The organism is Flavobacterium sp. CG_9.10, assembly GCF_015752245.1.
Classification (GTDB): Bacteria; Bacteroidota; Bacteroidia; order Flavobacteriales; family Flavobacteriaceae; genus Flavobacterium.
Map to the genome: position 1 here is coordinate 46,888 of NZ_JADOVD010000004.1, position 25,532 is coordinate 72,419.

The 25,532-nt window shown below is 33.5% G+C and carries 25 protein-coding genes and 1 tRNA gene; 16 read left to right on the forward strand and 10 right to left on the reverse strand.

Features of this window, described 5'->3' with window-relative positions:
- The first annotated feature begins 163 nt into the window (after positions 1 to 163).
- From IWX84_RS04430 to IWX84_RS04445, 4 genes are all read left to right on the forward strand, one after another.
- On the forward strand, positions 164 to 1,381 hold the full coding sequence (locus IWX84_RS04430) for an MFS transporter (protein ID WP_196849545.1): 1,218 nt from the start codon (positions 164 to 166) through the stop codon (positions 1,379 to 1,381).
- A gap of 390 nt (positions 1,382 to 1,771) precedes the next feature.
- Positions 1,772 to 2,128, forward strand: a complete 357-nt coding sequence (locus IWX84_RS04435) for a BlaI/MecI/CopY family transcriptional regulator (protein ID WP_196849546.1) — start codon at positions 1,772 to 1,774, stop codon at positions 2,126 to 2,128.
- A gap of 50 nt (positions 2,129 to 2,178) precedes the next feature.
- Positions 2,179 to 3,933, forward strand: a complete 1,755-nt coding sequence (locus IWX84_RS04440; RefSeq protein WP_196849547.1) for a M56 family metallopeptidase — start codon at positions 2,179 to 2,181, stop codon at positions 3,931 to 3,933.
- A gap of 83 nt (positions 3,934 to 4,016) precedes the next feature.
- The gene (locus IWX84_RS04445) at positions 4,017 to 4,157 is read left to right on the forward strand and encodes an SsrA-binding protein (protein WP_196849548.1); all 141 of its coding nucleotides are present in this window, start codon (positions 4,017 to 4,019) and stop codon (positions 4,155 to 4,157) included.
- Here the strand turns inward: IWX84_RS04445 and IWX84_RS04450 are convergent.
- Entirely contained in the window at positions 4,154 to 4,666 is a 513-nt protein-coding gene (locus IWX84_RS04450) for an adenine phosphoribosyltransferase (RefSeq protein ID WP_196849549.1), read from the reverse strand. The two genes, IWX84_RS04445 and IWX84_RS04450, sit on opposite strands and share 4 nt — an antisense overlap.
- Positions 4,667 to 4,736: 70 nt before the next feature.
- On the opposite strand from IWX84_RS04450, the gene IWX84_RS04455 reads away from it, so the two are divergent.
- From IWX84_RS04455 to IWX84_RS04465, 3 genes are all read left to right on the forward strand, one after another.
- Positions 4,737 to 4,810: transfer RNA gene (locus IWX84_RS04455), tRNA-Arg, on the forward strand.
- A gap of 628 nt (positions 4,811 to 5,438) precedes the next feature.
- Positions 5,439 to 5,873, forward strand: a complete 435-nt coding sequence (locus tag IWX84_RS04460; protein ID WP_196849550.1) for a DUF6526 family protein — start codon at positions 5,439 to 5,441, stop codon at positions 5,871 to 5,873.
- Positions 5,874 to 5,989: 116 nt separating this feature from the next.
- Positions 5,990 to 6,559, forward strand: a complete 570-nt coding sequence (locus tag IWX84_RS04465) for a pentapeptide repeat-containing protein (RefSeq protein ID WP_196849551.1) — start codon at positions 5,990 to 5,992, stop codon at positions 6,557 to 6,559.
- A 2-nt stretch (positions 6,560 to 6,561) separates the two neighbouring features.
- Here IWX84_RS04465 and IWX84_RS04470 read toward each other — a convergent pair whose 3' ends face one another.
- From IWX84_RS04470 to glyA, 9 genes are all read right to left on the reverse strand, one after another.
- Positions 6,562 to 7,242 (reverse strand): ABC transporter ATP-binding protein, encoded by a 681-nt coding sequence (locus tag IWX84_RS04470; protein ID WP_196849552.1) that lies wholly within the window; start codon positions 7,240 to 7,242, stop codon positions 6,562 to 6,564.
- A gap of 2 nt (positions 7,243 to 7,244) precedes the next feature.
- The gene (locus IWX84_RS04475) at positions 7,245 to 8,501 is read right to left on the reverse strand and encodes an ABC transporter permease (RefSeq protein WP_196849553.1); all 1,257 of its coding nucleotides are present in this window, start codon (positions 8,499 to 8,501) and stop codon (positions 7,245 to 7,247) included.
- On the reverse strand, positions 8,501 to 9,595 hold the full coding sequence (locus IWX84_RS04480) for an efflux RND transporter periplasmic adaptor subunit (RefSeq protein WP_196849554.1): 1,095 nt from the start codon (positions 9,593 to 9,595) through the stop codon (positions 8,501 to 8,503). Before IWX84_RS04480 ends, IWX84_RS04475 begins: the two co-directional genes overlap by 1 nt.
- Positions 9,596 to 9,733: 138 nt before the next feature.
- Positions 9,734 to 10,231 carry a GNAT family N-acetyltransferase gene (locus IWX84_RS04485; RefSeq protein WP_196849555.1) on the reverse strand — a complete coding sequence of 166 codons (498 nt, stop codon included), beginning with the start codon at positions 10,229 to 10,231 and terminating at the stop codon, positions 9,734 to 9,736.
- Positions 10,232 to 10,257: 26 nt separating this feature from the next.
- Positions 10,258 to 12,054: an ATP-binding protein gene (locus IWX84_RS04490; RefSeq protein WP_196849556.1), complete on the reverse strand. Its 1,797-nt coding sequence runs from the start codon at positions 12,052 to 12,054 to the stop codon at positions 10,258 to 10,260.
- A 10-nt stretch (positions 12,055 to 12,064) separates the two neighbouring features.
- Positions 12,065 to 12,517, reverse strand: coding sequence for a response regulator (locus tag IWX84_RS04495; protein ID WP_231385413.1), 453 nt, complete (start codon positions 12,515 to 12,517; stop codon positions 12,065 to 12,067).
- A gap of 35 nt (positions 12,518 to 12,552) precedes the next feature.
- Entirely contained in the window at positions 12,553 to 13,113 is a 561-nt protein-coding gene (locus IWX84_RS04500) for a helix-turn-helix domain-containing protein (RefSeq protein ID WP_196849557.1), read from the reverse strand.
- A 199-nt stretch (positions 13,114 to 13,312) separates the two neighbouring features.
- Entirely contained in the window at positions 13,313 to 13,906 is a 594-nt protein-coding gene (locus IWX84_RS04505) for a tRNA-(ms[2]io[6]A)-hydroxylase (protein WP_073206106.1), read from the reverse strand.
- Between the two features lie 115 nt (positions 13,907 to 14,021).
- Complete coding sequence (glyA, locus tag IWX84_RS04510; RefSeq protein WP_196849558.1) at positions 14,022 to 15,296, reverse strand: serine hydroxymethyltransferase; 1,275 nt, start codon at positions 15,294 to 15,296, stop codon at positions 14,022 to 14,024.
- A gap of 107 nt (positions 15,297 to 15,403) precedes the next feature.
- Here glyA and fahA point away from each other — a divergent pair, with 107 nt between their 5' ends.
- The 9 genes from fahA (at position 15,404) to argB (ending at position 25,523) form a co-directional block, all read left to right on the forward strand.
- Positions 15,404 to 16,687 carry a fumarylacetoacetase gene (gene fahA, locus IWX84_RS04515; protein ID WP_196849559.1) on the forward strand — a complete coding sequence of 428 codons (1,284 nt, stop codon included), beginning with the start codon at positions 15,404 to 15,406 and terminating at the stop codon, positions 16,685 to 16,687.
- A 752-nt stretch (positions 16,688 to 17,439) separates the two neighbouring features.
- Complete coding sequence (locus IWX84_RS04520) at positions 17,440 to 18,057, forward strand: GNAT family N-acetyltransferase (protein WP_196849560.1); 618 nt, start codon at positions 17,440 to 17,442, stop codon at positions 18,055 to 18,057.
- Between the two features lie 4 nt (positions 18,058 to 18,061).
- A complete protein-coding gene (locus IWX84_RS04525; protein WP_196849561.1) occupies positions 18,062 to 19,255 on the forward strand; it encodes an argininosuccinate synthase in 1,194 nt (397 codons plus the stop codon).
- A 111-nt stretch (positions 19,256 to 19,366) separates the two neighbouring features.
- Positions 19,367 to 20,344: an N-acetyl-gamma-glutamyl-phosphate reductase gene (gene argC, locus IWX84_RS04530; RefSeq protein WP_196849562.1), complete on the forward strand. Its 978-nt coding sequence runs from the start codon at positions 19,367 to 19,369 to the stop codon at positions 20,342 to 20,344.
- 82 nt (positions 20,345 to 20,426) lie between these two features.
- Entirely contained in the window at positions 20,427 to 21,566 is a 1,140-nt protein-coding gene (locus IWX84_RS04535; RefSeq protein ID WP_196849563.1) for an aspartate aminotransferase family protein, read from the forward strand.
- Positions 21,567 to 21,630: 64 nt separating this feature from the next.
- Positions 21,631 to 22,827, forward strand: a complete 1,197-nt coding sequence (locus IWX84_RS04540; protein ID WP_196849564.1) for a glutamate-5-semialdehyde dehydrogenase — start codon at positions 21,631 to 21,633, stop codon at positions 22,825 to 22,827.
- Between the two features lie 136 nt (positions 22,828 to 22,963).
- Entirely contained in the window at positions 22,964 to 23,725 is a 762-nt protein-coding gene (gene proB, locus IWX84_RS04545) for a glutamate 5-kinase (RefSeq protein WP_196849565.1), read from the forward strand.
- Positions 23,726 to 23,800: 75 nt separating this feature from the next.
- Positions 23,801 to 24,748, forward strand: coding sequence for an N-acetylornithine carbamoyltransferase (locus IWX84_RS04550; protein WP_196849566.1), 948 nt, complete (start codon positions 23,801 to 23,803; stop codon positions 24,746 to 24,748).
- Positions 24,738 to 25,523, forward strand: coding sequence for an acetylglutamate kinase (gene argB / locus IWX84_RS04555; protein WP_196849567.1), 786 nt, complete (start codon positions 24,738 to 24,740; stop codon positions 25,521 to 25,523). The genes IWX84_RS04550 and argB overlap by 11 nt, the downstream gene beginning before the upstream one ends.
- The last annotated feature ends 9 nt before the right edge of the window (positions 25,524 to 25,532 follow it).

A 25,532-nucleotide genomic window follows, 5' to 3' on the forward strand; every position in this document is an offset into this window, starting at 1 on the left:
GATAAAACTTAATTTTCTTAATTTCTTAATGGTAAAAAAATTTATTTTGTCTTCTTTGCGGATAGTCCTATATAATTTTAAGCAAAAATAGTTTAAAAGTTACAATGCCACAAAGTCGCATCACTACAAAGTTTTCTACCTTTACAAAATTAGAACTTTATATATGATCCACACCGCTTTCCAACGTTACATTAATAATTTTAGAGGATTCACAAGAGAAGTATGGATTCTTACCTTGATTACGTTTATCAATCGCGCCGGTACGATGGTTTTGCCTTTTCTATCCAAATATTTAAAAGAAGATTTACAATTTTCTTACGCACAAGTTGGATGGATTATGGTAGCTTTTGGTTTTGGATCCATGTTAGGTTCTTGGCTTGGAGGGAAATTATCTGATAAAATTGGGTTTTATAAAATCATGGTTTTCAGTTTATTTACCAGTGGAATCCTATTATTCTTAGTACAATACATTCGTACTTTTTGGGGATTGTGCATTGGGATGTTTGTTATTATGACCGTTGCCGATATGTTTCGTCCCGCCATGTTTGTCTCCCTTGGCACGTATGCGAAACCTGAAAATCGTACCAGAGCATTGACTTTAGTAAGACTAGCGGTAAATTTAGGTTTTACCGCTGGACCGGCTCTGGGAGGTTTAATCATCATGAATTTAGGATATAGCGGTCTTTTTTGGGTAGATGGAAGTTCTTGTATCGTTTCCATTTTGATTTTTGCATTATTGGTAAAAGAACGCAAAAAACCAGCCGATTTAAACTCGGTAAATAATGAAACCGAAATCCCAGCTTCTGTTTTCAAAGACAAAATATTTTGGATCTTCCTTTTTGTTTGTTTTGCCACTGCCATGTTATTTTTCCAACTTTTCACCACTTTACCGTTGTATCACAATGAAAAATTTGGCTTGACCGAATTTCAAAGTGGTCTTTTACTATCCCTGAACGGATTATTAATTTTCTTTTTGGAAATGCCTATTGTCAGTTTCAGCCAAAGAAAAAGTATTGATAAACTCAAAATTATTCTGTGGGGCTGCGTACTGATGTCCATTAGTTTTTACCTGCTTTTGATAAACACTTGGGCGGGAATATTAGTAATCAGCATCATTATAATCACTTTTGGGGAAATGTTCATCTTTCCTTTCTCCAATTCTTTTGCTTTAAGCAGAGCTCCAAAAGGACATGAAGGACGTTATATGGCTTTGTTTACCATGAGTTTTAGTTTAGCCCATATTGCGAGTTCCAAGACTGGACTGGAGCTCATTGGATATTTTGGATACCAGACCAACTGGTTTTTCATGGGCACCTTAGGACTTCTTTCTGTGTTAGGTTGTATTTGGTTGCAAAAACTCGTTCAAATAGAACAAAAATAATCTTACTTTAATACTTTGAGCTTGACGCCATTGATAAAAAGGGCAAATTAACTAGCTACCTATGCTGCCCTTTTATCAATGCGGTCGTCGCGAACCGTTCGGATATACGCGTTACTTTGGTAGCTATCTGCAAATGAAATTCACTAAACTCCTATGAGAATAATTGCACTGTAAAGTAATCCCTCACGCAGCCTCATTTTCAGAACAACACTGCTGAAACAAAGAGCTTCTATACTTCTTAATTAGCTTCATAAACAATCAAAAACCAGCAACTTGACTTCTTAATTTACAAGTCGGAACAGGTTAAAAACTAAAAAATTAGTTAAATAACTATAAAAATAGTTTACAAACTAAAAATATAGTTGTACGTTTGATTCAAATTAAGAAATTATGCAAAAGTTAACCAACAAAGAAGAAGAAATCATGCACATTTTATGGAAGCTAAAAAAAGCATTCGTAAAAGAAGTCATGGCTGAAATTACCGAAGAGCAACCGCATTACAACACACTTTCTACTATTGTGCGCAATCTGGAAGAAAAAGGCTTTGTAGCACACCATGCTTTTGGAAACACACATCAATACTACCCTACCGTGAGTTTAGAAGACTATAGAAAGCGATTTATGACTACCGCGATTGATAATTATTTCAATAGTTCCTATAAAAATATGGTTTCTCAATTTGCCAAAGAAGAAAAAATTTCGGCTGCCGAATTGCGAGAAATTCTAGCCATGATTGAAAAACAATAAAATAGCAATAATTTCTTACTGTTATAAAACCTTTACCAAAATAATTATTTATGGAAGCAGTCGCTATTTACTTTTTAAAATCCAGTGGATTACTACTTTTGTTTTTTATGGCGTATAATTTTCTGTTGCGCAAAGAAACTTTTTTTACTACAAATAGAAGGTTTCTTTTAGCAGGATTACTAACAGCTACTATTTTGCCGATAGTCGTTTACACAAAAATAATTTGGGTAGCACCTACACCTATTACTTCCGATTGGTCTTCCTTACCAATAAGAACCGTGACTGAAGAAAATCACACTGAGGAGTATATTTATTTAGGATTGGCTTTGACTTATTGCATTGGCGCTCTGGCTTTGTTGACTAAATTTGGGTTTGATTTTTACAGCCTTCGAAAAATATTTAAGGGAAAAACAGTAGCGCACCAAGCTAATTATAAATTTATAGACACAACAGAAAATCTAGCCCCCTTCTCTTTTTTTAGTACTATCGTCTATAATTCGGCTTTGTACAATGCGACCGAACTTGAAAATATAATTGCTCATGAGAAAGTACATAGCCAGCAAAATCACTCCCTTGACGTATTGATTGCACAACTATTTTGTATTCTTTTTTGGTTTAATCCCTTCATTTGGCTTTACAAGAAAGCGATGCTTCAAAACCTCGAGTTCATCGCAGATGGTGAAGCGTCTAAAAAAATAGCTGATAAAAAAAGTTACCAAATCACACTTTTGAAAATAACAACACAGGAAAATTGTATTCCCATTACCAATCATTTTTATCAATCCTTAATCAAAAAACGAATTGTTATGTTAAACAAAAACCGATCAAACAAAAGGAATTCTTGGAAGTATGCACTCGTACTGCCCGCCTTAGTTGCCTTTATGTGTTTATTTCAAGTTGAAGTAGTTGCACAAGAAAAAGTAATCGCAGAAACGAGTAAGCTTAAAGCAACCAGCCCAATTACAAGTACTAATACTAATAATCAGGAAACGGATAGCATCAAGAAAAACAAAATTCCTGCAGCAAATGCTACTAAAAAGGAGTTTATAGATTTAAATACTGAAATTTATATTGATGGTAAAAAAGTAACAAAAAAAGAATTAGACAGCACCAATCCCGATGATATAGCCACAATGGATGTTATTAAAAACAAAAACGAATCCACGATAAAAATTGTTACGAAAGGCAAAACTACAGGAAGTAAAAGTATTTTTAATTCTGATATAGAAAAAACGGATTTGGGATTTGATAATGTCGATCCTAACAATGTTACTATTCGTCAAAAAACAAAAGATACTTATACCGTTACGAAGATGACTAGAGAGGTAAATGGGGTTCCGGGAGATGCTGACTATTATATTGATGGAAAAAAAGTAAGCCCTCTCGAAGCTGAAAGCATGAGCCCAAATCTTATTAGTAGTATGGATGTCAATAAAGATGCTACTTCAAATAAAAATGCAATTCGTATTATTACAAAAAGCTACGTCGATGGTAAAAAAAACGACAAAATTGAAAGCCAAACTAAAAATGAGGATAAAGGGTGGGCTATTAGTTTTGAGACATCTAAACCAGAAGATAACATTAAAAGAATTCAAAATGATAAAAATGTAGATTTTAAAAAAGCCTTAATTATAATTAATGGAAAACAAAGTAATTATCAAACATTGGAAAAATTAGATCCTAAAAATATTATTAGTATGGGTGTACAAAAACCATCAAATGCAACTGAATTTACAAGACAGAATGCTATTAAAAAATATGGTAAAAAAGCTATAAACGGTGTTATCGAAATTACAACAAAATAATTTTAAAAATACTCCTCACAAATAACAGCAAAAAAGACGGTTATCCTAGAACCGTCTTTTTTTATATCTTTGAAAAAAAATCTATGTATAAGGTACTTGCTCAAATCAATAAACTTCTTTTACCCAGTTTCACTAAACAACGATTGGATTTAGGAAAAGCTAAGAAATGGCAAATGGCAATTATTGGTTACCGCTATTATGTGACGACTCGTGCTTTAAGTTAATAAGTCATCGCAGCAAAAATATCATTTCCTTTAATTTTTTCTCTGCCTTTTAGAAAACTGAGCTCCATCAGGAAATTGCATTGCACTATTACACCTCCCAGTCTCTCGACTAATTCGCAAACGGCTTTTATGGTTCCCCCAGTAGCCAAAACATCGTCGTGTATTAAAATCCTATCACCTTTTTGAATTGCATCGGTATGGATTTCTAATGTATCGGTGCCATATTCTAAATCATAGGTCGCAGAAATTGTTTTAAAAGGTAATTTATGAGGTTTTCTTACGGGAATAAAACCAACATTTAATTCCTGAGCGATTAGCATCCCAAAGAAAAAGCCTCGGCTTTCTACCCCAATAACCTTATCTATTTTTTTATCTTTAAGTGTCGAAACCAGTATTTCCAGACATTTATTCCTTGCTTTTGGGTCAATTAATAACGGAGTTATGTCTTTGAACAAAATTCCTTCTTTTGGAAAACCTTGAATATCACGTATATAATTCTTTAGTGGCATATTTTTAATTATTTATTTATAATTTGACTTGCAAATCACACAATTATACCTATATTTGCACCCGCAATAAGGCCTTGTGGCGCAACTGAATAGCGCACTTGATTACGGCTCAAGAGGTTACTGGTTTGAATCCAGTCAAGGTCACTTTAAAAATCCTTAAATATACTGATAATCAGTATTTTAAGGATTTTTTATTTTAATATTTCCACACACCTTTTAGTCTTGATCCGTTTCAATCCTCTATAAAACTAACTTTTCTACTTTTTAATGATTAGCTTCAAGTTCGTCAATTATAGCCTTTAACTCGGGTACTTTGCATAAATCTTTTATATTATACTCGACTTCTAATTGTTCTAAAAATAAAGGACGTCCAAAATCATCACTTTGACGAAATTTATTTATAAACCATTCTGTTACATAAATTAACTCATCATTGGTTTTCTCAAAGATACTAATTACGTTTAATGCTTTGCAAATAATTTCAGTTCCCTGTTTGGCTGGAACGTCATCACGTTTTACAAATGCCAGTAATTCAGTATTATTTTAAAATATTATTTCCATTATCATCTATTTTTAAATTTGAATCCATTCCATTACCTAAGTGAATAATTTTTGGTTGAAAATTACTTTTGTTTTGGCTGGTACTAAGTTCAGTTGCTTTTAGTAATGGAATAACAAATGTTAAAAAGCAAAATAATTATAAACAAGAAATACTTGTAGATGCAATACAATTAGATCATTTGATTGCCTTTAAATTTTTAAAACACTTATCATGGAATCACAATCTTATAAAAATCACATTCGGTATTATCCACCGCATCATTTTGTTTATTATCCCATTATAATGACATTTCTAGCCTTCAGCGTGTATTTTAGTTGCACCACCGAAGACAAATTGATTTGGAATTTTATCAGTGGAATTTTTATTGTGCTGTTTTGTCTGGCTTTCATGTTGCGCCAACATTATGCATTGACTTTGCAAAACCGTATTGTGCGATTGGAACTTCGGTATCGTTATTTTACAATTACAGGGAAAAAATTTGAAGATTTAGAACACCGTTTGAATGATGATCAATTGTTTGCTTTACGATTTGCACCTGATGAAGAACTTGTTCCGCTTACAGAAAGAGCAGTTAATGAAAATCTTTCAGGAAAAGCAATTAAAAAAGCAATTGTAAACTGGAAAGGCGATTTTGATAGAGTTTAACATTTCACAACTATTTTTCTAAAACAATTATTCTGATTACAGGCTTTTGGCTTTATGGAATTTTGTTTCTTTGCTCAAAATTATTACAATACTAAATTCGAATTTTAAATCCGTACATGCCAGAATATTTTTTAGACATTGAATACAGCAACCTGACGTATAATTCTGAAGAGATAAATTTTAAGGAATATGAATGCTGTACTTTTACAAACTGTAATTTTTCTAGTTGCAATTTCATAGCGGTCACTTTTATAGATTGTATTTTCAATGATTGCATTTTTACTGGCGCCCAAATAAATCATGTGGCTTTAAGAACCGTATTTTTCAATCATTGCGAAATAAGAGAGGTTAATTTTGCAATGTGTGACAAACTCATTTTCGAAGTTCATTTTAAAGATTGTAACTTGGATTTCTCCAAATTTTATACGCTGAAAATCAAAGGAACTTCGTTTTCCAATTGTAGTATTGTTGCTGTAGATTTCATGAGTACAGATTTAACCGAAGTCGTTTTTGATAATTGTGATTTATACCGTTCGGAATTTGCGAAAGCAATTGCTAATAAAGGCAATTTCAAAACAAGTTACAATTACACCATTGATCCTACCAAAACAAAAATTAAGAAAGCTGTATTTTCATTAGAAGGAATAAAAGGATTGCTTTATAAACATGAAATTATAGTTCAATAATTTTAAGAAATAATCTTTCCGTCTTCCATAGTAATGATTCGATTTGTTCTTTCAGCAAAATCAGTGTCATGGGTAACAACCAATAAAGTTTGGTTTTGTTCCTGAGTTAATTTATTAAATATATCAAAAACTAAATCACTATTTTTCTTGTCCAAATTTCCTGTGGGTTCATCTCCCATAATGAGTAAGGGATCGTTTATTAACGCTCTGGCAATCGCTACCCGTTGCTTTTGCCCACCACTCAATTGATTGGGCATTTTCAAGGCTTGATCTTCCATATCCAATGTTTTCAAATGCTCCATTGCGCGATGTTCGAGTTCCTGATTAGAGAATTTACCCAATTTTAGACCAGGAAGCATTACATTTTTTAGGACATTATACTCTGCAAGCAAATAATGAAATTGGAATACAAAACCAATTTTTTCATTCCGAATTAAGGCTAATTCTTTGTCTGTTTTTCCAGTAACAAGTTCGTTGTGAATAAATATTTCACCGTCATAATCCGTATCCATGGTGGAAAGTAAATACAACAAAGTCGATTTCCCACAACCTGATTTCCCTACAATTGAAACAAACTCACCGTGATTTATGCTCATGTTTATTTCTGAAAGTACCTGAAATTTTACAGGATCGTAGAAATATTTATTTAAACCAATAGTTTCAAGAACTTTATTATTTTCCATACTTATTTTCCTCTGATAATTTCTACGGGATCCACTTTAATGGCTTTTAAAGCCGGGAAAAGTCCCGCTATAATAGTCGTGAATAATGCAAACACGATTCCTATAATATAAAATATTGGATTATAGTTTATCGGATACGTTTTTACAGTAGGTAAAGCCGCTGTTTCAAATGGAATAACATCAATTATAGAGGAAAAAATGTATCCAAACAGCAAGCCAAATAATCCTCCTGATAACCCTATAATTATAGATAGTGAAATAAAAATCCATTTCACATCGCTGCCTGAAAAACCTGTGGCTTTAAGGATGGCAATACTGTCCATTTTTTCATAAATCATCATATTCAAAATGTTATAAATTCCAAAACCAGCCACAATCAATAATACACATCCTACGGCATAGGAAATTATTGTGCGCACCGTACTTCCGGTTTCAAATTGGGAATTAGCCGTTTGATAATCTATCGTATCGAGATTGAATTTGTTGTGAAACTCTTTGGCGACAGTTGGAGCCGAAACCATATCATATAATTTAATTTGAATGTCTGTAATATATTTAGTAGGCTCTCCAAGTATTTTTTGCGCTGTCGCCAACGAGGTGTAGCTCATGGCATTGTCAATATCAGCAATTCCAATTTGTGAAATACCAACAATTTTCAAAGAAGCCAAATTCCCTTTCGAAGAAGTGATTTTTATGAAATCTCCTTTTACAAGCAGCATTTTATCAGCTAATCCTTTTCCTATTATTATACTGTTGTTTTCAGATAAATCAGCAATTTTTCCATCAATTATATAATCGCTGAATTTAAATAATTTTTCTTCTGCTTGAATATCAATTCCGTTGATTACCCCTGAAATCTCTATAGTTCCTGAATTAAAAAAAACGGGCGTGGTTATTTTTGGTGCCACATCTATAATACGAGAATCCTTTTTTAAATAATTAATAATCGATTTACTGTTATAAATGGATTTCCCAATATCCTTTGGTTTTATTGAATGAATAAAATTAGAGGTGTTATTATAGGTTTCTGATAATGTTATGGGTTGGTTTTCTGAAGGTTTTATTTCATTATACAAAAGAATATGTGGTGTTCTGTTCAACATTAAACCGTCCAACAAATCATTTAAACCATTCATAAAACTCACCAAAGAAATAAACATAGCAATACTAAAAGTGACCCCAACAGCCGCGACAACGGTCTGTTTTAGCCTCGCCTGGAGAAGATGTAATGCAATATTTAAAATGAGTTTAAAGTTCATTATTTGGGCATATATATAGTTTCGTCAGAGGTCAAACCGTCTAAAATTTCTACTTTTTCATAATCACTCAAACCTATTTTCACTTTACGTTTCTCGTCTTTGTTAACTAAAACATATTCCTCTTTTATCAAATATTTCTTTGGAATAGTCATTACCTTTTTTTGGGTTTTAATAACGATATTAGCCTCTGCTGTAAGGTTCGGATAAAGTTTTTTGGGAGGATCTACAAAATGTGCTTCGATTTTAAAGGTGCGGGAACGTTCCACCATTATTGGATAAATTTTATCAATAATTGCTTCAAAAACCTGACCTTTATAACTATCCATTGTCACAAAAGCATTTTGCCCGATCGTGACACGAACCATATCATTTTCATCTACTTCCAATTCTAATAAAAAAGAATTTGCTTTACCAATGATTGCCAATGGAATTTGAGGAGTAATCAATGTTCCTTCTTTTACTAAAACATCAAATAATTGACCGGAGAAGGCACTTTTAATGCCAAAATCACCTTGAGATTTCTGATTGATCTGCAGATTGACTCTGTTTCTATTTTGCTCATTTAGCAATTGAGCTTTAAGTTGTGTCAATTGTTTTTTGGTAGATTCGTAATTGATCCTGGAACTTTTATAAGCTAGTTCTACTCTCTCAAAATCAACTTCCGAAATTCCGCCTTGGTTTTTTATATTCTTGTTCCTGTTGTAAATAGATTCATCTAGGGTTAATCTATCTTTGGCAGACTGTACTTTCATTTCCATTTCAGCAATTTTATCCTGAATGTAACGATTACTTTCAAGACTTAATTGATACGCTAAACGAGCATTTTCCGTGTTTAATTCCGCTTTTTCATTTTCCAGTTCAAATAGTGTTTGTCCCTTGTTTATCGATTCTCCTGCAGTAACTTTTATCTTTTGTAGCGTTCCGTTCACTGTTGAATAAACGGTATATTGCCCTTCTGCTTTTACAACTCCAGATGAATAGACACTTTCTGTAACATCTCCTAAGGTAGGTTTAGTTTCTTCAATATCTTTTTTGGAACAAGATATTAGACTAAAAATAAGTATATAAAATAATGATATTGATTTTAAACTCATTTTATTTTTATTTGAACAAGTATACATTTGGATAAATTCTTACTATCAAATGTACGAAAATATACACTGTGACTGCCGATTCATTTTTATATAATTAGCTGCAAAAACAAAAATTTTAAAAAGTATTTTACCAAATAGTTATAACTGTTTTTCCATTACATAATCTTCCATTAAATAACCAAAATCCAATTCAATATTTTCTTTGGAAACAATTGTGAAACCCATTTTCTGATAGAACGTAAGGGCTTTATTGGATCTATTAACATTTAATGAAAGAGCAATGGACTGATTTTCTCTCGCTAAATTTTCAATCGTGTCTATTAATAACTTCCCTGCTCCTTTTCCTTGGGCTTTAGGAAGCAAATAGATTTTGTGAAGACGAGTACCGTTTTTATTCAAGTAATTATGCTCATAGGAAGCAAATCCCAAACAAATATCAGCATCATGAACTAGTATAAAACGATGTCCCTTTTTATTTAAATTTTCGCTCAAAGTCTCCTCTGAATAAAACAAATCAAGCATATACTCAATTTGTTCTTTGGATAAAATTGCGCCATAAGTATCTGGCCAAGATTGAAAAGCAATTTCTTGAATAGTTTTAAAATCGGCAGTTGTTGCCTCTGAGATTATTAACATTTTGTATTTTTTCGAACTTAAAAAAATTAAACCAAATCTCCTTTGGGGAGGAAAATAGAAAATTTAGCCCCAGCGTTGGGTTCGCTTTTCACTTTTATAAACCCTTTATGATTATCCACAATTCGACTACAAATAGCCAATCCAAGTCCGGTTCCAGCATATTTTGGGTCCGTTTCTAAACGTTTGAATAAAAGAAATATTTTCTCTGCAAATTCTTGTTTGAATCCAATTCCGTTATCGGTGATTACAATTTTATAATAATCATTTTCATTTGCTATTCTATTTTCGAGCATTTCTTCTTGGGTGATTTTATCAGAAGTAATGCTAATTTGAGGTATTACATCGTCTTTACTGTATTTAAGTGAATTAGATACTAAATTGATGAAAAGCTGTTTAAGTTGAAAAGGAATCGCCTTAAGTGTGGGTAATTTTCCAATGTGAATCACTGCATTTTTCTCTTCGACATTTGTCGATAAATCTTGTATCGTTTCTACAAGAATTTTGTTTAAATCCGTTTCAACAAAGACTTTGTCCCCTTTAATAGTTCGGGAATAATTGACTAAATCAATAAGCAAGGTTTGCATTCGATTGGCAGCAATTCTAATTTTTGAAAAATAGTCTCTTCCTTGCTGTGAAAGCGCATCAAATTCTTTTTCTTCTAATCTGGAAATAAACATTTGAATCTTGCGAAGAGGTTCCTGTAAATCATGGCTTACAATATTGTTAAAGGACTCAAGCTCTGTATTTATATATTTTAACTCTTTATTATTTTCCTCTAATTCAAGTGTTTTTTTATATTGATTTGTGATATCATAATTCACCCCTATTTTTATCAAATCTCCATTTCCGTCTTTAGTAAAACTACCAACAGCCATAATATGCCTTACCTCATTATCAGGAGTTAAATACCTAAAAAAAAACGAAGTAGCCTCCTGTTTTTTTAAAGAATCTGTATGCAATTTTTTTGCATGCTCCAAATCATCCGGATGAAAGTATTTTATTGAATTTTCTACATTGGGTTCAAATGCATTGGGTTCAACCCCCATAAGCCTATACAAATTATCTGAAAAAGTATACTTATTTGTTTCTAAATTAACCATCCAGTGTCCAAAACCAGCCGTTTTTTCAGCCGTATTGAATGATTCATTCAGTAACATTAGTTTATCATTTGCTTGCTTAAGTTCCTCGATATCGATATTGGTTTTATTAAAGGAAAGCAACAAGATTAAAAGTGACAGAATAATTAGTAGAAAAGCCGTTATTAATGAATCTTGAAGTTCAAATTGATGGTTCGAATTTTGAAACTTAGTTTTTAATCTTTCTGAATAAATGATTTTGTAAACAAATAATTTCATCTTTTCAGTGTAATCATTACTCCTCATCAACTTATAATCAAGTCCCCTTTTATCCAAATTACTACTTTTAACAGCAATATAGGTATCCCTAAATAATTTGAACCTGTAGTTTATCAGTTTTTCAAATGTTAGAATATCTTTATGTCTTATAGAATCATTTGCAGTTAAGAGCTTTAGTTTTTTTATACCTTTTTCAATTATGCCTCTATTCAAAAAGCGGTCCTCTAAATAAGAATCATCTTTAGTAATAATATAATTTCGCAAACTATAATCGTAACTATTTATTATCGATAAAAGTTTTTCTAATTCAAGTTGGGTTTCATTGGATTTTGCAATTAATTCAAGTGTTGAGTTGAGTTTTTGCATTTGAGAGAAAAATTTGGAACCAAAATAACAAACAACAAGAATAGCTACAATTAAGGCTAATTTGAATACTTGAGAATTTTTAAATAATCCTGAAAATTTCATCTGTTCCTTTTTAAATGCTGAAGAAAAAGGTTTCTATATTTAATCCTGACGTATGAAATTGCCAATTCATATTGATGACTTCCTTAATTACTTTTTTTAGCATAGAAAAGTCATTTGGTTTTTTTATATAAATATTAGCACCCTCAATAAAGGTGTCTTCAATATCTTTTTCCGACGATGATGTGGAATATATCGCCACTGAAACATCTTTAAAACGAGTATTTGCTCTAATTTCTTTTAGACAATCGATTCCTGTTTTACCCGGCATATTTAAATCCAGAAATAAAATATGAGGTAATAGGATATCAGGATCTACTAAATAATCCATCAACCCTTTACCATCTTTAAATAAAGTCAACTTATTATCCATTTTAAGCTCCATTATAGCTTCACTAAAAAAAGTGCGATCATCTTCGTCGTCATCCGCTAAAAGAATATGCATTGGATCTTGATGTGTAATCATAGAATATTTGAGGTATTATTTAGGTGATTTTATATTTATTCATTATTGGCTAATTTCCTTCTTTTGTCAACAACTCTTTTAAACATGGTAGGCGTTAATCCCGTCACTTTTTTAAATTGAGTTGACAAATAAGCCACACTGCTGTAATTTAATTCATAAGAGATTTCAGTTAAACTTAATTTTTCATCCATAATTAACTTTTTTGCTCTTTCAATTTTCTGAATAATAATAAAATTTTCTATCGAAGTGTACGTATATTCTGAGAAAACATTAGTAATATAACCATATCTATAATTCAATTTATCCGATAGATATTGAGAAATTGTGGTATTAGGAAATTTATCTTTTTCATATACAATTTCAACAATTGCATCCTTAATTTTTTGAATTAATTGTCCTTTTGGATTATCGATAATATGAATACCGTATCTGTTGAGTGAAGTTTGAAGTTCCTCAAAGCAAGCTTCAGATATAGTATCACTAATTTCAATTTGACCTAATTCCCGCAATTGATAATTAATATCTAATTTTTCTAATTGATCTTGTAATATTGTTCTGCAAGCAATATTTCCATCATAATTATAATTCAGCTTCATTGCAATTATTAATTATTAAGGTTAAATTTAAAAATATAAATGTAAATCAAAAATTATAAATCGGTAACCAATAACTTCAATTAATAACAAAAATACTGTCAATAGAAAACAAAATCAATTATAAACAGCTGGTTTATAATTGATTTAAAAAATTAAAAAAAGAGGGTAAATTCTTAATATTAACAAAACATTCTAGAATTTAGCCGTGTATCGTTTCATTTTTTCCATAGTTTTCAATAATGGAAGCTTCAAATTCAATCCATTCTCGCCAACGTTTTTCCACATCTACTCCTACTCCATACTTTCGGGCATAAGTGATAAAAGTAGTATAATGCCCCGCTTCACTTTCCATCAAATCCCGATAAAATATTGACAATTCTTCATCTTGGATATTTTCTGAAAGCACTTTGAAACGTTCACAACTTCGAGCTTCAATCATAGCCGAAAACAATAACCGTTCTACCAAACTGGAAACTCTGCTGCCATTCCCGCTTTTTTTCATATACAAATACAATTCGTTTACATAATCGTCTTTGCGCTCGCGCCCCAACTTCAATCCACGTTTAATTATGATATTATGGACTTGTTCAAAATGGTCAATTTCTTCTTTGGCTAAAGCCAATAAATCCTGAACTAAATCTTGATGCTCCGAGTTATTAGTGATAATTGTAATAGCATTTGTAGCAGCTTTTTGTTCGCACCAAGCGTGATCCGTCAAAATTTCTTCAATATTTTTTTCAACAATATTCACCCATCTTGGATCAGTTGGCAATTTTAATCTTAGTACAGACATTTTTTTTAGTTTAAAAGTTGAAAGTCAAAAGTCGAAAGTCAAAACTAAAAAAGAACATACAAATTTCTTTTCCAGACTTTCGACTTTCGACTTTAAAAATTTTAAGACTATTGTATTAGTATACGAAAATAGCTCTTTCGCTCATCATTTCGTTTACTTCATTAGCTACTTCTTCGATGATATCTTCGTTAGTATGATTCATTAGCACTCGGTCAATAAGCTCCACAATAGTTTCCATGTCTTCTTCAACCAGACCACGAGTGGTTATAGCCGGAGTTCCCACACGAATTCCTGAAGTCACAAATGGTGATTTATCATCAAATGGAACCATATTTTTATTAACGGTAATTTCTGCTCGTACCAATGCGTTTTCAGCATCTTTTCCAGAAATATTTTTGTTTCTTAAATCAATCAACATCATGTGATTGTCCGTTCCGCCTGAAATAATTTCATATCCTCTTTTTACAAAAGCATCTGCCATGGCATTTGCATTTTTTTGCAATTGTAAAGCGTAAGTGAAAAATTCATCTTTCAAAGCTTCACCAAAAGCAACCGCTTTGGCAGCAATAATGTGCATTAATGGACCACCTTGGTTTCCAGGGAAAACAGCTAAATCCAATAACGAAGACATCATTCTTATTTCTCCTTTTGGAGTAGTTAAACCAAATGGGTTTTCGAAATCTTTCCCCATCAAAATTAAACCTCCACGAGGACCACGCAACGTTTTGTGAGTGGTAGTTGTTACAATATGACAATGAGGCAAAGGATCATTCATCAAACCTTTGGCAATTAGCCCTGCCGGGTGAGAAATATCAGCCAATAAAATTGCTCCAACACTATCAGCAATTACTCTAAAACGCTCAAAATCCATATCACGAGAATATGCCGAAGCTCCCGCAATGATTAGTTTTGGTTGCTCTCTAGTGGCTATTTCTTGAATTTTATCATAATCTAACCTTCCTGTTTCCTTATCTACACCGTAAAATGAAGGAGAATATAAACGTCCTGAAAAATTTACAGGAGAACCGTGAGTCAAATGTCCACCATGAGATAAATCAAAACCTAAAATTTTGTCTCCGGGTTTAATACAAGCATGGTAAACCGCTGTATTGGCTTGTGAACCAGAGTGTGGTTGCACATTTGCATAGGCAGCACCAAATAATTCTTTGGCTCTATCAATAGCAATTTGTTCGATTACATCAACTACTTCGCAACCTCCGTAGTATCTTTTGCCAGGATATCCTTCGGCATATTTATTAGTTAAAACTGAACCAGCTGCTTCCATTACTTCATCACTGACAAAGTTTTCTGAGGCAATAAGTTCTAATCCGTGAATTTGTCTTTCTTGTTCTTCTAGAATAAGGTCAAAAATTTGTTCGTCGCGTTGCATTTCTTTGATTTTCGTTAATATGATGCAAAAATACAAAAAAACGTTTGGTTAATAGTTAGATTATAATATATTTGACATGTAATTTTCAACAAAATAATTAACACATCATGCCTATAACAGCTAACGATACTAATAGAAAATCTTGGTTAGAAGTACCCGCTAATAGTGACTTCCCAATTCAAAATATACCTTTTGGCGTTTTTCTTACGATAGAAAACGTTGTAACTGTAGGAACTCGAATTGGAGATTTTGCAATTGACTTAGGAGCTCTGCAACAATTAAACTACTTTGAAGGTATTGAGTTGACAGATGACATGTTCATGCAAGATACTTTGAATGATTTTATTTCCGATGGACAAAAAACGTGGCGATTGGTTCGAAACCGTATTGCTGATATTTTTGACGAAAAAAATCCAAAATTACGTGATTCGGAAAAAGATTGTGGTATCATAATTTTCAAAATTGAAGATGTTGAAATGCAATTGCCAGTACTAATAGGTGACTATACTGATTTCTATTCCAGTAAAGAACATGCGACTAATGTAGGGAAAATGTTTCGTGATCCAGAAAATGCATTGTTGCCAAACTGGCTTCATATTCCTGTAGGCTATCACGGTAGAAGTTCTACTATTGTTCCTTCAGGGATTCCTGTTCACAGACCTATGGGACAAACGTTGCCAAATGGCGAAACGACACCTGTTTTTGGACCTTCCCGTCTAGTGGATTTCGAATTAGAAACTGCATTTATCACTACCGATGTCAATATAATGGGTGAAAACATATCAGTAACAGAAGCCGAAGATTATATTTTTGGAATGGTTTTATTGAATGACTGGAGCGCCCGCGATATTCAAAAATGGGAATATGTGCCACTAGGACCCTTCTTGGCAAAAAACTTTGCTACATCTATTTCGCCTTGGATTGTTACGATGGATGCTTTGGAACCCTTTAGAACAAAAGGTCCAAAACAAGAACCAACTCCATTGCCTTATTTGCAACAAAAAGGAAAACATTCGTTTGATATCAACTTAGAAGTCGCGATCCAGCCCGAGAATGCAGAACCAACTGTTGTTTCTAATTCTAATTTTAAATATTTATATTGGTCAATGTGCCAACAATTAGCGCATCATACTTCTAATGGTTGCCGAGTGAATTCAGGCGATATGATGGGTTCGGGTACCATTTCCGGACCAACTCCTGATAGTTATGGTTCAATGTTAGAATTGTCTTGGGGAGGTAAAAACCCCATAAAATTGAACGATGGAACAGAACGTAAATTCATAAATGACAACGACACCGTAATCATGAAAGGATTTTGCCAAAACGGACATCTTAGAATTGGTTTTGGTGAAGTTTCCAGTAAACTTCTTCCACCCTTTGTGAGAAAATAATATTCCAAATAAAACTAAAAAACTCCGAAAGTCTAAACCTTCGGAGTTTTTTTTTAGTTTAAGGTGATGAGGTCAGTTAGTCCTCTAAGTCTCCAGATCATTTAAAAATAAAGCATTTACTTTTTTAATTGCCCTTTCAATATTTCTACATTTTTCCCTACTAATCCATGCAGTAAAGGAGGTACAATAGTATGTTTTAGCCCAGATAGCAGTGGAAAGCTTTATGCAGTAGAAGGATTGTTTTTTGTTGTCCTAAAAGAGCGACCAGCGGAAGCTCCTTTTAGGGCTTACAAAAACATCCTTAAACAAATAAACTTGCAACGAATAGCTGGTTTCGATAGCTCCTAAAAAATACAACAATGCATTAAAATTTTGTTAGAAAACGCAAAATTAGTATGGTGCTATGAAAATTAGTGTACTTTTGCCCCAATGAATAACACTAGTATAAATATAACTCCTATCTCACGGACAAACAAACCGACTACTTCTCCCGAAGTACGGATGCTATTGGTATAGTTTCCACAAGTGTTTTGTTTTATTTTTATTCATTTTTCATTTTACCGTTTTGAAATCACATTTATTTCCCGTTGGAATAGTATATTCCAAAATCATTATCTCATTATTACTAATTAATTGCTATTCAATTTATTGGACTATAAATTCGTATTTTAGTTTTAATTTTAATGGGAGGAATAATGCGTTTCAAAACAAACTGACAACTCATTTTTTAACTCAAAAATTCAACTCTTGAAATGAATATATCTATCATTATAACTCAGGAAGAACACTATAAATATTCCCAAGAAATATGCGATACCATTGAGCAATCTGCTTTATTGAGAGGTACGGGAATTGCAAAAAGAACTCCTGATTACATCCAGAAAAAGATGGAAACTAAAGATGCCGTTATCGCATTAGACAACGGGAAATTTGCTGGTTTTTGTTATATCGAAAGTTGGCAGCACGGGAAATTTGTGGCACATTCTGGTTTAATCGTTCATCCTGATTACAGAAATTTAGGCTTAGCCAAACAAATCAAATCAAAAGTATTTGAATATTCTTTGGAGAAATACCCGGACGCTAAGATATTTGGAATCACCACTGGTTTGGCGGTTATGAAAATCAATTCGGATTTGGGTTATAAACCAGTACCTTTTTCGGAATTGACTAGCGATCCTACTTTTTGGTCGGGTTGCAAAACCTGCACCAATTACGAAATTTTGCAAAGCAAAGAAAACAAGATGTGTTTGTGTACCGGAATGTTGTATGACCCAAAAGAGAAACCGAAAGATCCGCCAAAACACCCATTTAACGTGAGAGTTCTCAACAGATTAAAATTAATTAAGGAAGCCTTATTTTTAAAAAAATAATATCATGAAAAAAGTTGTATTAGCATATAGCGGAGGATTAGATACCTCTTATTGCCTGAAATATTTGAAGAACGAAAAAGGATACGAAGTTCATACCGTTCTAATTAATACTGGCGGATTTGACGAAGCTGAATTAGCCGCAATTGAAGAAAGAGCTTACGAACTAGGAAGCGCACAACATACAAATCTTACGATAGTAGATAAATATTATGATAAGGCTATTAAATATTTGATTTACGGAAATGTATTAAAAAATAATACTTATCCATTATCCGTAAGTGCTGAGCGTATTTTTCAAGCGATGGAAGCGATAAAATATGCCAAAAAAGTAGGTGCCAATGCGATTGCTCACGGAAGTACAGGTGCAGGAAATGACCAAATTCGTTTTGATTTGATTTTCCAAACCATTGCGCCAGAAATTGAGATCATCACTCCTATCCGTGATTTGAAATTATCAAGACAAGAAGAAGTGGCTTATTTGCAAGCCAATGGCGTAGAATATTCGTGGGAAAAAGCTCAATATTCTATCAATAAAGGACTTTGGGGAACGAGTGTTGGCGGTAAAGAAACATTGACCTCAAACCTTCCGCTTCCAAGTGAAGCTTACCCTTCGCAATTACAAAAAAAAGGAGAAGAAAAAGTGACTTTGCATTTTGAAAAAGGAGAATTAGTAGGAATCAATAATAAAATGGATACTCCGGTAAAAAATATCGTTCTATTGGAAAAACTGGCAAGTGCTTTTGCAATTGGTAGAGACATTCACGTTGGCGATACGATAATTGGTATTAAAGGAAGAGTTGGTTTTGAAGCTGCTGCGCCATTAATTATTATCAAAGCACACCATTTACTAGAGAAACACACCCTTGGAAAATGGCAACAATATTGGAAAGAACAGTTAGGAAACTGGTACGGAATGTTATTTCACGAAGGTCAATTTCTTGATCCGGTAATGAGAAACATCGAGACTTTCCTCGAAGATACTCAAAAAACGGTAAATGGAACAGTGACAGTATCATTGAAACCATATCATTTTTCACTTGACGGCATTAAATCTGAAAATGACTTGATGAACACCGGTTTTGGTCAATATGGCGAAATGAACAATGCTTGGACATCTGATGATGCCAAAGGATTTATCAAAATATTGGGTAATGCACAGAACATATTTTCGTCTGTGAATAAGGAAACTTACGAGTAGAATAATTAGTACTTGTTTTTCAAACCATTAAGATATTTAAGTTTAATTAAGCTTAATTTTCCTTTAATCTCTTAATGGTTAAAAATAAAAAATGATTTTAAAATAGAGATTATGATTAACGTTGGAATAATTGGAGGCTCGGGTTACACTGCGGGGGAACTCATCAGAATATTGATGTTTCATCCTCATGCGACTATCGATTTTGTTTACAGCACCACCAATGCTGGAAAACCACTTCATGTTGCGCATCACGATTTGATGGGTGACATCGAAATGAATTTTACTGATACGGTAAATCCTAATGTAAATGTGGTTTTCTTGTGCTTGGGTCATGGTAAATCCAAATCATTTTTGGAGCAAAACCAATTTGCGAGTCATACCAAAATCATCGATTTAGGAAATGATTTCCGTTTGACAAAAGACAAAGATTTCGGTGGTAAATCATTTGTTTACGGTTTACCCGAATTGAATAAAGCAGTCATTAAAAACGCTCAGTTTATAGCCAATCCAGGCTGTTTTGCAACGGCAATTCAACTGGCATTATTGCCTTTGGCGAAAGCCGAAATGCTTACAACGGATGTTCATATCAACGCGACAACGGGAAGCACTGGCGCTGGAGTTACCCCTTCGGAAACGACACATTTCAGTTGGAGGTCCAATAATATGTCGCATTACAAAGCTTTTGAACACCAACATTTGGGTGAAATAAACCAAAGTGTCAATCAATTGCAAGCCGATTATACAAACGAATTGATTTTTGTACCCAACAGAGGAGATTTTGCGAGAGGAATTTTCGCTACATTATACACAACAATCGAAGAAAGTCTGGAAGATGTAGTGGCTAAATATGAGGCTTTTTACAAAGACCAACCTTTTGTAACCGTTACAACCACCGGAATCAACATGAAACAAGTGGTTCAAACGAATAAATGCATTATTAGTTTAATGAAAAAAGGAAACCGGTTATTGATTACCTCCGTAATTGATAATTTGACAAAAGGCGCCTCAGGACAAGCCATTCAAAACATGAATTTGATGTTTGGATTGGATGAAACCACAGGATTGCAATTGAAACCATCGGGTTTCTAAAAATTTGTTTCAAGTTTAAAGTTTAAGGTTACACACGTAACTTGAAACTTGAAACCTTAAACCATTCAAACAAAAAAAGAAAATGAACTTATTTAACGTTTACCCTTTATATGATGTAACTCCAGTAAAAGGATTGGATTGTATCATTACAGATGACAAAGGAATCGAATACTTGGATCTTTATGGAGGTCATGCCGTAATTTCAGTAGGTCATACGCATCCAGAATATGTGGCAAAACTCAAAAATCAATTAGATCATTTGGCCTTTTATTCCAATGCGATTCAGAATCCAATTCAAGAAGAATTAGCCACTAAGTTAGGAAAACTTTCCGGTTGTGATGATTATGATTTATTCTTGTGTAGTTCTGGGGCTGAAGCCAATGAAAATGCATTGAAATTAGCTTCGTTTGTTAACGGCAAATCAAGAGTCGTTGCTTTTAATAACTCTTTTCATGGACGAACCTCTGCGGCTGTTGCTGTCACCGACAATGAAAAAATTAATGCTCCTTTAAACAAGCAGCAAAAAGTTACATTTTTGGCCTTTGATGATGTTGAAGCCTTAGAAAACGAATTAAAAAAAGGAGATGTTTCTTCTGTTATTATCGAATCCATTCAAGGTGTGGGTGGTTTAGACCAAGCTTCGACTGCGTTTTTTCAAGCTTTAGAAAAGTTGTGCAAAATCTACAACGTCATTCTTATTCTAGACGAAGTTCAAGCGGGATATGGAAGAACGGGTAAATTTTTTGGTTTTCAACACCATGACATCAAACCAGATATTATTACCATAGCAAAAGGAATGGGAAATGGTTTTCCCATTGGAGGTGTTTTAATTGGTAATCATATCGATGCTGTTTATGGTATGTTAGGAACTACTTTTGGCGGAAACCATTTGGCTTGTGCCGCAGGAATAGCCGTTTTAGATATTATAGAAAAAGAAAAATTAATTGATAATACAATCGCTATTTCTGCCTATTTTCAAGAACAAATAAAAAGTGTTCCTGAAGTTATTAAAGTAAAAGGAAGAGGATTAATGCTGGGTGTTGAATTTGATTTTGATGTAAGTACTTTACGAAAAAAACTAATTCTTGAAAAGCATATTTTTACGGGAAGTGCCAACAATAAAAATTTATTAAGAATCCTTCCGCCATTGACAATCAAGAAAGAAGCCATCGATACTTTCATTATTGCTTTAAAAGAAAGTTTAGCAGAAATAAAACCATAATGCTCCGCAAAGTCTCCGGCTTTGAGGAAGTGATTAACGGTCTTTGACCGTCTAAAACAATCGTATGAACAAACTATTAACTATAGAAAACCGTAACGCAGTTTTAAGCCGTATGGCGGAACTTCTTGAAGAAGAAAGAGCCAATCTTAAAACCATAAACCAACAGGATTTGCACTATTATTTTGGCGATGATTTGGCTATGGAAAAACGATTGTTGGTTGATGATGCTAAAATTGACGGAATGATTTTATCCCTGCAGCAATTAGCCAATCAGGAAGATCCTATTGGTGTAGAACGTTTTAATTTCGACCATGAAAACGGAATGAAAATCATCAATAAAACAGCGGCTTTTGGAACCATAATGATTATTTATGAGTCCAGACCTGATGTTACTGTTGAAGCGGGTGGAATTGCCTTTAAGTCTGGAAATAAAATTCTATTGAAAGGCGGAAAAGAATCCCTACTATCCAATTTGAAAATAGTGGAATTGTGGCATCAAGCTTTAAAAGAAAACAACGTTGCTAAAGAATGGGTGGAGTACTTGAATTACAATCGCGAAGAAACGCAGGCATTTTTGGAGAAACCTACCCAAAAAGTAGATTTAATCGTTCCGCGTGGTGGTGAAAATCTGATTGCTTTTGTAAAAAAACACGCAACCTGCCCGGTAATTATAAGTGGACGAGGAAATAATTTTGTTTATGTAAATAAGGATGCTGATTTAGATCAAGCACTTGCTATTATTATAAATGGAAAAACCTCAAACATATCAGTTTGCAATGCTTTAGATAAAGTTTTAATTGATACTAATTTAAAAAATTGGGAAGCTTTTGCAAAGAAAGTAATTCAGGAATTACAACAAAGAAACGTCACAGTTTTGGGAGACGAAAGTATTTCAAAAACAACGAATGTTCCTCAGATTGAATCGGATTTAATTTGGTACGAAGAGTTTTTGGATTATAAAATTGTCATTGGGACAACCAATTCTGACCAAGAAGCAATTTATAAAATAAATAAATATTGTGGCGGACATTCGGCTTCGATAATCACAAAAAATGATGCAATTGCCCAAGAATTTATGGAAAACGTGGATACCGCAGCCGTGTACCAAAACGCTTCCACCCGATTCACTGATGGAGGACAATTTGGTTTAGGTGGCGAATTGGCGATAAGCACAGACAAATTACACCAACGTGGACCTATTGGTTTGCAACATTTAGTTACTAATAAGTGGTATATTTACGGGAATGGACAAGTGAGATAGTAGGCAGTAATCAGTGTTCAGTATTCGGTTAATTGCAGATTTTAGAATAACGATTAATGATATAAGATTTCCTTTGCGAACCTTGGGTTTGTAAAGATTCAAAATATAAACTTTGCGCCCTTTGCGGTTAAAAATCATGTCTAAAAAAAGAATTTTATTAAAGTTAGGAAGCAATACGTTAACCAAAGAAACCAATCATATTTCGAGAGGAAAGATTGAAGATATTGGCATGCAAATAGCCACTTTACAAGACGATTACGAGTTTATCATTGTGAGTTCAGGTGCTATCGCTGCAGCCAAACAATTTGTAAAACTGGAAAATCAAGACAAAGATGTTTTTGTAAAACAAGCCTTGGCTTCGATTGGTCAGCCTCATTTAATGCGGATTTATCATGAAAACTTCAGCGATTTAGGATTGCTAATTTCACAGTGTTTACTTTCTTATTCTGATTTCGAAAAAGAACAATCCAAAGTAAATATCGTGAACACCATCAATGTGTTGGTCAAAAATAATTACATTCCGATTATCAATGAAAATGACACGGTGGCAACAGATGAGATTCGGTTTGGTGACAACGATAAATTAGCCGCTTTAACGGCCGTTTTATTAAATGTTGACATTCTGATTATCGCTACGAATACGAACGGAATTTACACCAAAGCATCCATAAACGACACCGTTCCTGCAACGATTTCTTTGGTAACCGATTTAAAAGTATTGGAAAAAGAAATTGGCGATTCGAAATCTTCTCATGGAACTGGTGGAATGCAATCAAAAATAGAAGCTTCGGCAATTGCCAAAAACGCTGCTATCGAAACTTGGATTGTCAATGGATTGGAAGACAATTTTATTTTGAAAGCTTTAAAAAACGAAATACCTTTTACTAAAATAATTTAAAAAGTTGATTCGGTTATTTGTTTATTCGGTTATCCAAATAAACAAAGAATCGACTAACCACAAAAACATAAAACAATGAACTATATTTCGATACAAAACATTGATTCTCTATCAAAATGGGTGAAACAAGCAATTAAAATTAAAAAAAATCCGCTTAAAAACAAAAAACTGGGTAAAAACAAAACCTTAGGAATGTTGTTTTTTAATCCAAGTTTAAGAACGCGTTTGAGTACCCAAAAAGCGGCATTAAATTTGGGCATGAACGTCATGGTAATGAATTTTACCAATGAAGGTTGGACTCTTGAATTTGAAGACGGAGCCGTCATGAACTCCGGTGCTTCGGAGCATATTAAAGAAGCGGCAGCGGTAGTTTCTCAATATTGCGATATTATTGCCGTACGTTCTTTTGCAGGATTGATGGATAAAGAAAAAGACAATGCAGAAATCGTACTTTCTGGTTTCTTAAAACATGCCACTGTGCCTGTTGTTAATATGGAAGGAGCTACCGGACATCCATTACAATCGTTAGCCGATGCTATAACTATGGCTGAACACAAAACGAAACATCAACCAAAAGTAGTTTTGACTTGGGCGCCACATCCTAAAGCATTGCCTCAAGCAGTTGCTAATTCGTTTGTGGAAATGATGCAGTTACAAGATGCCGATTTTGTCATTACGCATCCCGAAGGCTACGAATTAAATCCTGAAATAACTAAAGATTCGAAGATTGAATACGACCAAGATAAGGCTTTTGAAAATGCTGATTTTATTTATGCCAAAAACTGGAGTAATTACAAAGAGTACGGAAAAATCACTAATTCCGACCCCAAATGGACTGTAACCGCCGATAAAATGAAACTGACCAACAATGCTAAATTCATGCACTGTTTGCCGGTAAGACGTAACGTAATCGTAACGGATGAAGTAATTGACAGCGAAAATTCGATTGTGATTGAACAAGCCAATAACAGAACGTATGCAGCCCAATTAGTGTTGAAAAAAATATTAGAAAATGGAAAATAAGAAACCATTAACTATTATAAAAATTGGTGGAAACATCATTGATAATCCAGCGGAATTATCGCAATTTTTATCTGATTTTTCTGCGATTGAAGGGTACAAAATACTCGTTCATGGTGGCGGAAAATCCGCTACAAAAATGGCCGAAAGTATTGGATTAGTTCCTCAAATGATTGACGGACGACGCATTACCGATGCTGCAATGCTTGATGTAGTCGTGATGATTTATGCAGGTCAAATCAACAAAAACATTGTTGCCCAATTACAAGCAAATTCCACCAATGCCTTGGGATTTTCGGGTGCAGATGGAAACTTAATTCAATCGGATAAAAGAAACCATCCCACGATTAACTACGGTTTTGTAGGAGATGTCAAAAAAGTCAATACCGAACTATTGGAAACGTTGCTTACAAATGGGATTGTTCCTGTATTTTGTGCGATTACGCACGATGGAAAAGGACAATTATTAAACTCAAATGCAGACACCATTGCCAGTGAATTGGCGATTGCCTTATCCGAAGTATTTGATGTCACTTTGAATTATTGTTTCGAAAAACCGGGCGTTTTATATGATGCCGAAGATGATTCTTCCATAATTGAAAACATCAATCAAGAATTATATTCCAAATTAAAAGCCGAAAAAGCGATACATTCCGGCATGATTCCTAAATTAGACAACTGTTTCAATAGTTTGTCCAAAGGAGTTCAAAAAATAAAAATTGGTCATCACAGGATGCTGCAAAATGAAAATTCAGTTTGCACCACTATTCAACTGTAAAAAATTGAA

What these genes read in the sequence shown, in the direction of transcription:
- IWX84_RS04430 (WP_196849545.1), top strand. Translation starts at nt 164, where the DNA reads ATGATCCACACCGCTTTCCAACGTTACATTAATAATTTTAGAGGATTC.
- IWX84_RS04435 (WP_196849546.1), top strand. Translation starts at nt 1,772, where the DNA reads ATGCAAAAGTTAACCAACAAAGAAGAAGAAATCATGCACATTTTATGG.
- IWX84_RS04440 (WP_196849547.1), top strand. Translation starts at nt 2,179, where the DNA reads ATGGAAGCAGTCGCTATTTACTTTTTAAAATCCAGTGGATTACTACTT.
- IWX84_RS04445 (WP_196849548.1), top strand. Translation starts at nt 4,017, where the DNA reads ATGTATAAGGTACTTGCTCAAATCAATAAACTTCTTTTACCCAGTTTC.
- IWX84_RS04450 (WP_196849549.1), bottom strand. Translation starts at nt 4,666, where the DNA reads ATGCCACTAAAGAATTATATACGTGATATTCAAGGTTTTCCAAAAGAA.
- IWX84_RS04460 (WP_196849550.1), top strand. Translation starts at nt 5,439, where the DNA reads ATGGAATCACAATCTTATAAAAATCACATTCGGTATTATCCACCGCAT.
- IWX84_RS04465 (WP_196849551.1), top strand. Translation starts at nt 5,990, where the DNA reads ATGCCAGAATATTTTTTAGACATTGAATACAGCAACCTGACGTATAAT.
- IWX84_RS04470 (WP_196849552.1), bottom strand. Translation starts at nt 7,242, where the DNA reads ATGGAAAATAATAAAGTTCTTGAAACTATTGGTTTAAATAAATATTTC.
- IWX84_RS04475 (WP_196849553.1), bottom strand. Translation starts at nt 8,501, where the DNA reads ATGAACTTTAAACTCATTTTAAATATTGCATTACATCTTCTCCAGGCG.
- IWX84_RS04480 (WP_196849554.1), bottom strand. Translation starts at nt 9,595, where the DNA reads ATGAGTTTAAAATCAATATCATTATTTTATATACTTATTTTTAGTCTA.
- IWX84_RS04485 (WP_196849555.1), bottom strand. Translation starts at nt 10,231, where the DNA reads ATGTTAATAATCTCAGAGGCAACAACTGCCGATTTTAAAACTATTCAA.
- IWX84_RS04490 (WP_196849556.1), bottom strand. Translation starts at nt 12,054, where the DNA reads ATGAAATTTTCAGGATTATTTAAAAATTCTCAAGTATTCAAATTAGCC.
- IWX84_RS04495 (WP_231385413.1), bottom strand. Translation starts at nt 12,517, where the DNA reads ATGATTACACATCAAGATCCAATGCATATTCTTTTAGCGGATGACGAC.
- IWX84_RS04500 (WP_196849557.1), bottom strand. Translation starts at nt 13,113, where the DNA reads ATGAAGCTGAATTATAATTATGATGGAAATATTGCTTGCAGAACAATA.
- IWX84_RS04505 (WP_073206106.1), bottom strand. Translation starts at nt 13,906, where the DNA reads ATGTCTGTACTAAGATTAAAATTGCCAACTGATCCAAGATGGGTGAAT.
- glyA (WP_196849558.1), bottom strand. Translation starts at nt 15,296, where the DNA reads ATGCAACGCGACGAACAAATTTTTGACCTTATTCTAGAAGAACAAGAA.
- fahA (WP_196849559.1), top strand. Translation starts at nt 15,404, where the DNA reads ATGCCTATAACAGCTAACGATACTAATAGAAAATCTTGGTTAGAAGTA.
- IWX84_RS04520 (WP_196849560.1), top strand. Translation starts at nt 17,440, where the DNA reads ATGAATATATCTATCATTATAACTCAGGAAGAACACTATAAATATTCC.
- IWX84_RS04525 (WP_196849561.1), top strand. Translation starts at nt 18,062, where the DNA reads ATGAAAAAAGTTGTATTAGCATATAGCGGAGGATTAGATACCTCTTAT.
- argC (WP_196849562.1), top strand. Translation starts at nt 19,367, where the DNA reads ATGATTAACGTTGGAATAATTGGAGGCTCGGGTTACACTGCGGGGGAA.
- IWX84_RS04535 (WP_196849563.1), top strand. Translation starts at nt 20,427, where the DNA reads ATGAACTTATTTAACGTTTACCCTTTATATGATGTAACTCCAGTAAAA.
- IWX84_RS04540 (WP_196849564.1), top strand. Translation starts at nt 21,631, where the DNA reads ATGAACAAACTATTAACTATAGAAAACCGTAACGCAGTTTTAAGCCGT.
- proB (WP_196849565.1), top strand. Translation starts at nt 22,964, where the DNA reads ATGTCTAAAAAAAGAATTTTATTAAAGTTAGGAAGCAATACGTTAACC.
- IWX84_RS04550 (WP_196849566.1), top strand. Translation starts at nt 23,801, where the DNA reads ATGAACTATATTTCGATACAAAACATTGATTCTCTATCAAAATGGGTG.
- argB (WP_196849567.1), top strand. Translation starts at nt 24,738, where the DNA reads ATGGAAAATAAGAAACCATTAACTATTATAAAAATTGGTGGAAACATC.